General features: G+C 73.4%; 7 protein-coding genes. 3 read left to right on the top strand and 4 right to left on the bottom strand.

What is annotated here, in order from left to right:
* Nucleotides 1-141: 141 nt before the first annotated feature.
* Nucleotides 142-1,662, bottom strand: a complete 1,521-nt coding sequence (locus AB0300_RS10760; protein ID WP_366215972.1) for a DEAD/DEAH box helicase — start codon at nt 1,660-1,662, stop codon at nt 142-144.
* A gap of 193 nt (nt 1,663-1,855) precedes the next feature.
* Here AB0300_RS10760 and AB0300_RS10755 point away from each other — a divergent pair, with 193 nt between their 5' ends.
* The gene (locus AB0300_RS10755) at nt 1,856-2,569 is read left to right on the top strand and encodes a ferritin-like fold-containing protein (protein ID WP_060923156.1); all 714 of its coding nucleotides are present in this window, start codon (nt 1,856-1,858) and stop codon (nt 2,567-2,569) included.
* 1 nt (nt 2,570) lies between these two features.
* Here the strand turns inward: AB0300_RS10755 and AB0300_RS10750 are convergent, their stop codons facing one another.
* Both AB0300_RS10750 and AB0300_RS10745 read right to left on the bottom strand, forming a co-directional pair.
* Entirely contained in the window at nt 2,571-2,858 is a 288-nt protein-coding gene (locus AB0300_RS10750; protein WP_366215971.1) for a hypothetical protein, read from the bottom strand.
* A 7-nt stretch (nt 2,859-2,865) separates the two neighbouring features.
* Entirely contained in the window at nt 2,866-3,090 is a 225-nt protein-coding gene (locus tag AB0300_RS10745) for a DUF3107 domain-containing protein (protein WP_025102974.1), read from the bottom strand.
* Between the two features lie 151 nt (nt 3,091-3,241).
* Between AB0300_RS10745 and AB0300_RS10740 the strand changes: the two genes are divergently transcribed.
* Both AB0300_RS10740 and AB0300_RS10735 read left to right on the top strand, forming a co-directional pair.
* Nucleotides 3,242-6,451, top strand: a complete 3,210-nt coding sequence (locus AB0300_RS10740) for an ATP-dependent DNA helicase (RefSeq protein WP_366215970.1) — start codon at nt 3,242-3,244, stop codon at nt 6,449-6,451.
* Entirely contained in the window at nt 6,448-9,930 is a 3,483-nt protein-coding gene (locus AB0300_RS10735) for an ATP-dependent DNA helicase (RefSeq protein WP_366215969.1), read from the top strand. The genes AB0300_RS10740 and AB0300_RS10735 overlap by 4 nt, the downstream gene beginning before the upstream one ends.
* Here AB0300_RS10735 and AB0300_RS10730 read toward each other — a convergent pair.
* Complete coding sequence (locus AB0300_RS10730; RefSeq protein WP_366215968.1) at nt 9,876-11,222, bottom strand: hypothetical protein; 1,347 nt, start codon at nt 11,220-11,222, stop codon at nt 9,876-9,878. The genes AB0300_RS10735 and AB0300_RS10730 overlap by 55 nt on opposite strands.
* Nucleotides 11,223-11,251: the final 29 nt, after the last annotated feature.

Raw genomic sequence — 11,251 nt, 5'->3', positions numbered from 1 at the left:
TTAATACCCCCCCACCCACCCCCCCTGCTTTCCGGCTGTGCGGGGGGGCCCCCCCCCCCCCCCCCCCCCCCCCCCCCCCCCCCGGGGGGGGGCCCCCCCCCCCCCCCCGGGCCCCCGCCCCTCGGACGACGATGATGCGGATCAGGCGCCCGTGACGGGTGCCGCTCCGGTGCCGGAGCCGCCGCGACGACGGCGGCGGCGACGCGCGGGAGCGGGCTTGCCGTCGTGGTGCTCCTTGCCGGCGCCGTCGTGCGTGCCGGCGCCCTCGGCGCCCCGGTCGGCGGTCTGCGCGGTCGAGCCCTCGGCGGACCCGCCCTCGGTCGCCCCTTCGGCGAAGGTCGAGCCGACGGGCGTGGAACCCGTCCGGCGGCGGCGACGGCGGCGCGTGCCGCCCTCCCCGGTCCCTTCGGCGGCGGCGTCGGCAGCGCGCTCCGGGCGACGGGAGCGCTCGGTCTTGACCGCCTCCTTCTTCGGCGCGCTCACGAGCCGGCCCTTCGTCCCCTCGGGGATGTCGAGGTCGGTGTAGAGGTGCGGGCTCGAGGAGTAGGTCTCGATGGGCTCGGGCTGGCCGAACTCGAGGGCGCGGTTGATGAGGGCCCACTTGTGCAGGTCCTCCCAGTCGACGAACGTGACGGCGATGCCGGTCTTCCCCGCGCGGCCGGTGCGTCCCGCGCGGTGCAGGTAGGTCTTCTCCTCGTCGGGGATCGTGTGGTTGATGACGTGCGTGACGTCATCCACGTCGATACCGCGCGCGGCCACATCCGTCGCCACGAGCACGTCCTTCTTGCCGGCCTTGAACGCGGCCATGGAGCGCTCGCGCTGGTCCTGGCCCATGTCGCCGTGCACGCCGCCCACGTTGAAGCCGCGGTCGGTGAGCTCGTCGACGAGGCGCTGGGCCGCGCGCTTGGTCCGCGTGAAGATCACGGTCTTGCCGCGCCCCTCGGCCTGCAGGATGCGCGCGATGACCTCGTCCTTGTCGAGCGAGTGCGCGCGGTAGACGAGGTGCTTGATGTTCGCCTGCGTCAGACCCTCGTCCGGATCGTTCGCGCGGATGTGGATGGGGTTGGTCATGAACCGCCGCGCGAGCGCGACGATCGGGCCGGGCATGGTCGCGGAGAACAGCTGGGTGTGCCGCACCGCCGGCACCTTCTGGAAGATCTTCTCGATGTCGGCGAGGAAGCCGAGGTCGAGCATCTTGTCGGCCTCGTCGAGCACGACCTCGGTCGCGTTCGAGAGATCGAGCAGGCGCTGGCCGGCGAGGTCGATGAGACGACCCGGCGTGCCGACGACGATCTGCGCGCCGGCCTTGAGCTGGTCGATCTGCCCCTCGTAGGCCTTGCCGCCGTAGATGGCGACGACGCTCGTGGAGCGGTTGCTCGTGAGGAGGTCGATGTCCTCGTAGACCTGCACCGCGAGCTCGCGGGTGGGGACGACGATGAGGGCCTTGACGCCCGGCTCCGGGTCATTCCCGAGTCGCTGCACGACCGGGATGCCGAAGCCGAAGGTCTTGCCGGTACCGGTCTTGGCCTGCCCGATGATGTCCTGGCCGGGGAGGCCGAGGGGGATGGTCTGCTCCTGGATGGGGAAGGCATCGACGATGCCCTTCGCTGCCAGTGCGTCGACGATGTCCTGGTCGATGCCGAGTTCGGCGAAACTTGTCACTGTGTTCAGATGCCTGTCCGGCGACCTCGCGATCGCCTCGTAAACGGAGCCACGCCGTCTCGTGTGCCACAGGCGCGGGGCCCCGCTCCGACGGCGGGGACACGCCCAGCCTACCGGAGGGGTGGCTCCGGACAGGGAGGACGCCGTCGCCCGAGTATTGTGAACGACGTGGCCGACTCGGGAGGAACACCTCGTGGTTAAGTGGTTCTGGCAGCGCGATGCCGCGCCGCGACGCACCCTGGCGCTGCGCAGCCGCGGCGAGCAGAGCGATGCGACGCGTGTCGACTTCGCGGAGCTGGCGCCCGAGCTCGACCGGTTCCTCGGCCAGGCGGCCTACCTCCAGCTCGGGTACTTCGAGACGCTGACGCGGCTCATCCGCGCGACTCCCGAGCTGGCCGAGAAGGAGTCGCTGTCCCGGGCCGCCGGTGCCGCGCTCACCAAGCACCGCGGCATCGTCGACATCATCGCGGCACGCGGCCAGGACCCGACGCAGCTCATGCTCCCGTTCCGCGAGCACCTGGATGCGTTCCGGCGCAAGACCATCGGGGCGCGCCCGCGCGAGACCCTGCTCGCGGTCTACATCACGGCGGGCATGCTCGACGACTTCTACCTCGCGCTCGCCTCGAGCTACGGCGAGACGGGGCGGCGGGTCGCCGAGATCCTGCGCGAGGATGATGCGCGCCACGAGATCGTCGCGATCATCCAGGAGACGATCGAGAGCGACGAGGAGTGGCGTTCGCTGCTGTCTATGTGGGCGCGACGCCTCGTGGGGGACACGATCCTCGTCTGCCGTGCGGCCCTGCGGCCGGAGCTCCTCGCCGTGGAGGAGGCCCGCATCGAGCCGGTGTACACCGAGCTCATGGGAGCGCACGCGCGCCGCATGGATGCGATGGGCCTCGCGTCCTAGGTCAGATCCCGAGCGCGGCTCGCCTCTGCTCATCGCCGCGTCGACGCCCTGCGGTGACAGCCGCGGTCGCCAGCGCCGCGACGACCACCGCGCCGAGGATGCTCGCGAGCCACAGCCAGACGCTGTCCTCGCCCACGCCGGCCCATTGCAGGCTCGTGTAGACGATCGCCGAGACGGCCGTCGCGATCGCCGGGGCGAGGGCGACGCCGCGCAGCTCGCGACCGCCGATCAGGAAGTGCGCGGCGATCCCGAGCACGCAGGCGCCGACGAGTGCGAGGAGGATGTACATGCGCGGGTCAGGCGACGAAGCCCACGCGACGCGACTCCTCGGTGCCCAGCTCGATGTAGGCGAGGTTCGCGGTCGGCACGATGTAGGAGTTGCCCTTCACATCGGCGAAGCTCAGGTGCGAGGCGCTCTGCTCGAGTGCCGCGGAGACCTGGGTGCGGACCTCGTCCGCCGTGGCAGCGGTGTCGAAGCTCAGCTCGCGGCCGGTGTTGATGATGCCGATGCGGATTTCCACGGGTGCTCCTTGCAGGTCGTCGGACTCGCCCAACTCTATCGCGCAGCCGGCGGCGGAGACCGGTGACGGGAGCCGTTTCGCCCTGAGCGCACAACCCGCGAGCAGCCCCGCCCTCGACGCCGATGTCCGCGCCTCCCGATAGCGTGGAGGGATGATGTCGGATGCCGCGCAGCGAGCTGTGATCACGGCGCCGCCGACCGCGTCCGGCGTCGTGATCGGCGCCCCCGGCACGGGTAAGACGCGCACGCTCGTCGACCGGGTCGTGCAGCTCCTCGAGGTCGAGGGGCTGCGTCCGGAGGAGGTGTTGGCGCTCACCCCGAGCCGGCAGGCGGCCACCGCGCTGCGCGACCGGATCGGCGTGCGCATCGGCCAGGCGACGCCAGGGCCACTGGCACGCTCGCTCGGGTCGTTCGCGTTCCAGCTGGTCCGCGGGGCGATGGTCCGCGAAGGCGCCGAGCCGCCGGCGCTGCTCACCGGCGCCGACCAGGATCGCATCATCGCCGAACTGCTGGCCGGAGATGCCGAGGACGCCCGCATCTCCTGGCCTCCGGCGCTCAGCGAGCCGGTCCGCGCCTCGAAGGGCTTCCGCTCCGAGCTGCGCGCCTTCCTCGCGGAATGCACGGAGCTGGGGGCGAGCCCGGCGGAGCTGCGCGCCACGGGCGACGCGGTGTGGACAGCGGCCGCCGACTTCGTGGAGGAGTACCGCGCGGTGCTCGACGCCCTGCGGGCCGCGCACCGTGACACCGCCGACCTCCTCAGCGAGGCGGCGGGGATCCTCCGCACAGCCGACGGCGCCACCCTCGGGCCGCTCGCACCCCTGCGGGTGGTGCTCATCGACGACGCCCAGGAGCTCACGCGCGGCGGGATCGGCGTGGTGCGCGCGCTCCGGGAGCGGGGCGTCGCGGTGCAGGCGTTCGGCGATCCCGACATCTCCTCCGGTGCCTTCCGCGGTGCCAGTCCCGAGCTGTTCGCGCAGCTCACCGGCGCGCTCGGCACCGTGCACGTGCTCGACGGCGCGCACCGGCAGCGCCCCCTGCTGACCGCGCTGACGCGCACGGTGACGCAGGCGATCGGGGCGTCAGGACGGGTCGAGCACCGGCGGGCGCCGGCGCCCGCGGCGGAGGACGACGAAGCCGAGGTGTCGACCTTCCTCGCCCCGTCGCCCTACGAGGAGTTCGACCGCATCGCCGGGGTCATGCGCGACTGGCATCTCCGCGCCGGGATCCCGTGGGAGCGGATGGCGGTCATCGCCCATGACACCCGTCAGGTCACAGCCCTCGAGACCGAGCTCGCCGCGCGCGAGATCCCGACGAGGGCCGCCGGTGTGCAGCGCCCGCTCGGCAGCGAGGGGATCGTGCGCGACATCGTCGGCATCGTCCGGCTCGCGCTGACCCCGGACGACGAGCGCACGGTGCAGGCCTGGGAGGAGGCGCTGCGCACACCGTTCGGCGGCATGGATGCGATCGCGCTGCGGCGGCTGCGCGCGCGGCTCCGCCACCTCGAGCTCGGGCAGGGCGGGTCGACCCCGGCGCGCGAGCTGCTGCGCGCGGCGATGTCGGCGCCGGCCACCCTGACGCTCATTGATGCGCCCGAGTCGCGGACCGCCGAGCGCTTCGCCGAGACGGTCGCCGGCGTCGCCCGTGCGGCAGCGGAGGGCGAGACGATCCACGACCTCCTGTGGCGCATCTGGGAGCAGGCCAGGGCCGTCGACGGGCGGCGGCTGCACGTCGCGTGGCGGGAGATCTCGCTGCTGCCCACCGGTGCCGAGACGGCGCGGTCGCTCGACGCCCTCGTGGCCCTCTTCGACGCGGCCAAGCGCTTCGTCGAGCGCACCCCGAACGAGCGTCCCGAGGTGTTCGTGCGCGACATCCTCGACAGCGAGGTGCCGGAGGACACGCTGTCGTCGCCCGAGCGGCCGGGCACGGTGACGCTGCTCACGCCGGCCACAGCGCTCGGCACGGAGTTCGACGCCGTGGTCGTCGCCGGGGTGCAGGACGGCGTGTGGCCCAACGTGCGGCTGCGGGGCGGGCTGCTCCAGACCTGGCGGCTCGCCGACGCGCTGATCGCGGCGCGCTCTGGCCTGCCGGCGGAGGTGCCCGGCGTGCTCGACCGGCGTCGCGCCGCTCTGCACGACGAGCTGCGCCTGTTCGTGCGGGCGCTCTCCCGGGCGCGCCATCGACTGCTCATCACCGCCGTGGACGACGACGACCTGTCGCCCAGCGCGTTCTTCGGATTCCTGCCGCCGCCGGAGCCGCCGGAGCGCCATGCCTCGGCGGAACACCCCCTCACGCTGCGCGGGCTCGTCGCGCGGCACCGTCGCGTGCTCACCACGGCCCCCGCCGAGCAGGCGCGGCGCGAGGCCGCCGCCCAGCTCGCCGTCCTGGCCAGGGAGGGGGTGCCCGGTGCGCATCCGCACGACTGGTACGGAGTGACGGCGCCGTCGACCGCGGCACCGCTCCGCGATCTCGCCGCGAACGGCGCACGGGTGTCGCCCTCGGCCGTGGAGTCGTATGAGGAGTGCGGTCTCAACTGGGTCGTCTCGGCCCTCGGGGGCGATACGGTCATGCCGCCGACGGCCGGTATCGGCACGATCGTCCACGAGGCGATGGAGCGCGTACCGGACGGCGATCTCGCGCGCATGCGGGAGATCGTCGAGGAGCACTGGCCGGAACTCGACTTCGAGACGGCGTGGATCGGAAGCAAGGAGCGCCGCCGCGCCGACCTGTTCGTCGACCGGCTGCACAGCTACCTCGGCGAGGTGAGGAGAGACGGCGGGCGCGTCCTCGGCAGCGAGGTGGAGTTCCGGTTCGCCGTCGACGTGTCCGGTGCGACCGCCGAGCCCACGGTGCACCCGGTGGGAGAGGACCGCGGGCACCGTGCCATCGTGCACGGCTACATCGACCGGGTCGAGGCGTACCCGCCCGGTGCCGGCGAACACGGCCCGGCGCGCGGCCGCGGCTGGCAGACGATGGCCGGCGGGCCGGAGGGGACCACGGTGGTCGTCGACCTCAAGACCGGGAAGACCGATCCGGAGTCGGACGGCGGCGTCGTCCAGCACGCCCAGCTCGCGGCGTATCAGATCGCGGTGCAGGAGGGTCTCGTGCCCGGCGCCGCGCCGGGCTCGCTCGGGGGCGCGCGGCTCGTCATCGTCTCGAAGACGCTGGCCAAGAGCGACTACCGCGTCGCGCATCAGCATGCTCTGGACGCCGAGGCCCGATCGCAGTTCCTGCGCCGGGTCGCGGAGGTCGCCCGCGGAATGTCGGCGGCGAGCTTCACGGCTCAGGTCGAGGCGCACTGCGCCGACACCCAGCGCCGGGTGCATCCGTGCCGCATCCACACCGTCCCGGCGGTGAGCGCATGACCGCAGGACCCGCGGACGCCGTGCTCTCGGCGACCGATATCGCCGCCGCGCTCGGACTCCCGACCCCGACGCCCGCCCAGCAGCAGGTGATCGAGGCCCCGCTCGAGCCCGCCCTCGTCGTCGCCGGAGCCGGCAGCGGCAAGACGGAGACCATGTCGGCCCGGGTCGTCTGGCTCGTCGCGAACGGGCTCGTCCGCCGGGACGAGGTCCTCGGACTCACGTTCACGCGCAAGGCGGCGGGGGAGCTGGCGGAGCGCATCGGCGCCCGCCTCGCCGTCGTCGACGAGTACGGGCGGCGGGGTCTGCTCCCGCACCTCCCGGAGATCGTCGCCGGAGGAGCGCTGCGCCGGGTGGCGGACGCCGCGCCGGGGCGCCAGCGGGAGCTCGTCCGCGCGCAGGTCCTCGACGACCTCGCCCGGCAGCACGGCACGGGCGGAGAGCCGGCGGTCCGCACCGCCGACGACCTCCTCATCCGCCCGCGCGTGTCGACCTACAACGCCTTCGCGGACGGCATCGTCCGCGAGCACGCCGCCCGCATCGGCCGGGATCCGGATGTGGCGATGCTGAGCCAAGCGGCCTCCTGGATGCTGGCGCGGGAGGTCGTGCTCCGCAGCGACCTGCCGGAACTGGAGGAGGTCGACTACGCCCTGGGGACGGTCATCGACGCCGTGCAGCGGCTCGCCGGCGAGGCCCTCGACCACCGCGTCGACCTCGCGGAGGCGGAGCGCCTCGCCGCGGCGCAGGCCGCGGCGTTCGAGCCCTACCGCTCCCACGCCGACGTCGAGAAGGCGGCGGTCAACCTGCGCACCCTCCCGACCCTGACCCGCCTCGTGCGGGACTACATCGCCGAGAAGGATCGCCGCGGCGTGCTCGACTTCGCCGACCAGGTCTCCGGCGCGTACGACATCGTCGAGTCCGCGCCGGACGTCCGCGCCGAGCTGCGCGAGCAGCACCGTGTGGTGCTGCTCGACGAGTATCAGGACACCTCCGTGATCCAGACGCGCTTCCTCGCGGAGCTGTTCCGCGACACGGCCGTCATGGCCGTCGGCGATCCGCACCAGTCGATCTACGGCTGGCGCGGGGCCAGCGCCGACAACCTGTATGCGTTCCCCCGGTCGTTCTCGAGTGCAGGCGGCGTGCGCACCTACAGCCTCATGACGAGCTGGCGCAACGACCGGAGGATCCTCGACGTCGCCAACCGGGTGCTCGAGCCTCTGCAGCGCCCCGGACTCGATGTGCCGCCGCTGGAGCCGCGGCCGGGCGCGGGGGAGGGCACGGTCGCCGTGCGCTATCCCTTCACCGTCGACGACGAGGCCGCCGAGGTCGCGGCCTGGTTCGCCGAACGCCGCGCCGCCCACGAGGCCACCTCGGCCTCCCCGCACACCGGCGCCATCCTGTTCCGGTCCAAGCGCCACATGCAGACCTTCGCCGGCGCGCTCGCCGCGCGGGGCATCCCGCACCGCATCCTCGGCCTGGGCGGCCTGCTCGCCACGCCCGAGGTCGTCGATGTGGTCTCGACGTTGCGGGTGGTGCACGATCCGACGGCGGGCTCGGCGCTGATCCGGCTCCTCACCGGCCCGCGCTTCGGCGTCGGGGTGGCGGACATGGCGGCGCTCTACGAGCTGGGGCGCGCACTCGCGGAGCGCGACACCGCCCTCATGCCGCTGCCCGAGGAGGTCAGGGTGCGGCTCCGCTCCTCCCGCGGTGCCGACGAGGCCGTCTCCATCGTGGACGCAGTCGACATCGTGCGCGCGGTCCGGGACGACTACCGCCTGCTGGAGGGGATCACGCCGGAGGGACGCGCCCGGATCCGCGCGGCAGGGGAGATGCTGGAGCGTCTGCGTCGCGCGTCGTCCCAGCCCATCCCGGAGCTCATCCGGCTCATCGAGCTGGAGCTGCGGCTGGACATCGAGCTCGCCGCCAACGAGACCCGAGGCCCCGCGCGCGTCGCAGCGACCCAGCTGCGGGCGTTCGCCGACGAGGTGCGCGCGTTCCTCGCCGCCGACGAGCGCGGCACGATCGGCAGTCTGCTGGCCTGGCTCGACAAGGCCGAGAGCACCGACGAGCTGATGCCGCGTCCGGAGCCGCCGGAGCCCGGCGTCGTGCAGCTCCTCACGATCCACGGGTCGAAGGGCCTGGAGTGGGATGCCGTCGCCGTCGTGCGCCTCGTCGTCGACGAGCTGCCGGGACGCGTGTCCGACACCTCCGGCTGGTTCGGCTTCGGCGTCGTTCCCTTCGCGCTGCGCGGAGACCGGGATGCGCTCCCGCGCTTCGTCTGGGATCCGGAGGAGGCGATGGCGCGGGAGACCGACCCCGGCATGCGGCAGAAGCGCGCCCAGGCGTCGCTGTCGGGGGGTGTGACGAAGGCGAATCCGCACGGTGGCGCGCTCAAGCGCTTCAAGGACGCCTACCGGGAGTATCAGCGCCAGGAGGAGCGTCGCCTCGCCTACGTGGCGATCACCCGCGCCAAGAGCGATCTTCTGCTCAGCGGAGCCCACTGGGCGGGCCAGAAGGCGCCGCGCACACCGAGCCCGTACCTCCTCGAGGCCATCGACGTCCTCGGCCTCGACGAGATCCCGCCGGTCGATCCCGATGAGAACCCGTACGACGGTCCCGGCGCCACGCTCCACTGGCCGCTCGATCCCCTCGGGGGGCGGCGTGCCGTGGTGACCGCCGCGGCCGCGATGGTCGAGGAGGCGCTGCGGGACGACGCCGCCGTTCCGACGGAGGAGCTGCGCCGGCTCCTCGACGAGCGGGCTGCCCGCCAGCGCGGAACGGACGCGGAGGCTCCCACCCGCGTGCCCGCCTCCCGGTTCAAGGACTACGTCACGGATTACACCGGCACCCTGTCCTCGCTCGTGCGTCCGATGCCGGAGCGTCCGTACCGCCAGACCCGTCTGGGGACCCTGTTCCACGCGTGGGTGGAGCAGCGCTCCGAGCTCGTCGGCGTCGGGACCCGGGTCGATGAGGCGCTGTGGGAGATCGACGAGGACGAGCCCGAGGGCGACAGCGTACCGGGCGCTCCGGGGTCAGGGGCAGCGGCGGATGCCGCCGACCTCGCGGCGCTGCAGGAGACCTTCGAGCGGAGCGAGTGGGGGCCGCTGCAGCCCCTCGCCGTGGAGATCGAGATCGACTTCGCGCTGGGCGCCGGCCTTCCGGGGACGGGTGCCGGCGCCGCGGACGCGCACATCGTGATCTGCAAGCTGGATGCGGTGTATCGACGCGCCGACCGCGGCGGACGGATCGAGATCGTGGACTGGAAGACCGGGCGCGCGCCGCGGACGCCGCAGGAGCGCGAGGAGCGCATGCTGCAGCTCGCCCTCTATCGGCTCGCGTACCACCGGCGGTTCGGTGTCCCGCTGGAGGAGATCGACGTGGCGCTGTACTACGTGGCCGACGACCTCGTCATCCGCGGGGATCGCGTCTACTCGGAGGAGGAGCTCTTCCAGCGCTGGAGCGCTGCCCGCGCCGCGCGCTGAGCCTCCTCGGAGTCGTCGTAGGCTGCGGGGGAGGACGAGGGGGCGGAGTGCTCAGCTCGTCCGCTCCCGCGCGTCTCGGCGAACGCCTGGGCGACGCCGGAGAGGTCTTCGGTCTCGATGCTCGCCACCGCGGCGCGGCGTTCCGCGTCCGGCTGCGACGGTGCATCCGCGGGCTTCTCCGCGTCCGTCGACGCCGCCGCCGGGGCGTCGCGGTCGGCGTCGTCCGCCTCCGCCGCCCAGAGTTCTTCGGGGTTGTAGGCGTCGGTCTGCATCGAGGTGTCCACCTCGGGGGCGGCCGCCACCGGCACGCGGTCGAGCGCGTCCATGGCGGAGTCCACGTCCGAACGTCGGTCGCCGGGCACGCCGAGGTCGTCATGGCGGAGGCCGTCGGCGAGAGCCTCGAGCAGCGCCGCAGCGTCCTCCACGATGTCCTCGCGCCGCAGCGCGTCGCCGTGGACGAGCCAGCGCGCGAACTCCAGCTCGGCGAGCAGACGCGCGCGGACCTCGAGCCCGGCATCGGGAGTGCGGTCCATGGCACGGGCGTAGGCGCCGTGCACGTCGGCCGCCGCGTCGGGAGCCGCGGACAGCCAGGAGAGATCGAGTGCCGGATCGCCGACCGCGAGACCGTGCCAGCCGATCACGCCGGTGACCTCGGGGCCGCGCTCGGGGTGGTCGTCGAAGAGGAAGGACGTCGCCTGCGCGCCGCCGAGCACGACGGTCGACTCGAAGCGCCAGAGGTCGTCGTCGGCGACGGCGTCCCGCCACCGCACGGTGAGGCGGGCAGGGACGTGTCCGGTGGCGGCCGCGGTGTCGACGAGGCGCTCCAGCTCGGCGCGGCTCTCCTCGGCGCTGCGCATCACGAGCCCGGCGCCGCGGACGACCGACGTCGGCAGCCCGTGCACGGCGGCGATCGCGGCTCCCATGGATTCCGCCGCGCCGCGTCCGGCGGGCACCATCGACGCCTCGATCTGGAAGCCGGGGAGCAGCTCGGTCACGAGCGCACGCCCTTCGCCCACCCTGGTCTCGCCGATGTAGCTGGGGGCGCGGAACGGCAGCATGGCACGCGCACCGTCGGTGAGGGCGCGCAGCGCCAGGGCCTCCGCCGCCAGCTCCCGCGCCGCGTCATCATCGTCAGCCACGCGGATCGCGAGTTCCCGGCCGTCGGCGAGCGAGGCGACGGCGGAGTCGAAGCGCCCGTCGCCGTCCGCGGTGAGCGCCCGGGTGCCCGTGACCTCCGCGCCGGGAAGTGCGGCCGTCACCGCCGCGGCTAGAGTGAATGGAGAGCGTCCCATGCCCCCAGGGTAGGTCGGCTCAGGGGCGG

The organism is Microbacterium sp. NPDC078814, assembly GCF_040702645.1.
Taxonomy (GTDB): Bacteria; Actinomycetota; Actinomycetes; order Actinomycetales; family Microbacteriaceae; genus Microbacterium.
Note: the sequence above shows the minus strand (reverse complement) of the source record. Positions and strands in the feature narration are given on the sequence as shown.

Excerpts from the sequence above, each read along its gene's own strand:
- AB0300_RS10750 (WP_366215971.1), bottom strand. The coding sequence starts at position 2,858 with ATGTACATCCTCCTCGCACTCGTCGGCGCCTGCGTGCTCGGGATCGCC.
- AB0300_RS10740 (WP_366215970.1), top strand. The coding sequence starts at position 3,242 with ATGATGTCGGATGCCGCGCAGCGAGCTGTGATCACGGCGCCGCCGACC.
- AB0300_RS10735 (WP_366215969.1), top strand. The coding sequence starts at position 6,448 with ATGACCGCAGGACCCGCGGACGCCGTGCTCTCGGCGACCGATATCGCC.
- AB0300_RS10730 (WP_366215968.1), bottom strand. The coding sequence starts at position 11,222 with ATGGGACGCTCTCCATTCACTCTAGCCGCGGCGGTGACGGCCGCACTT.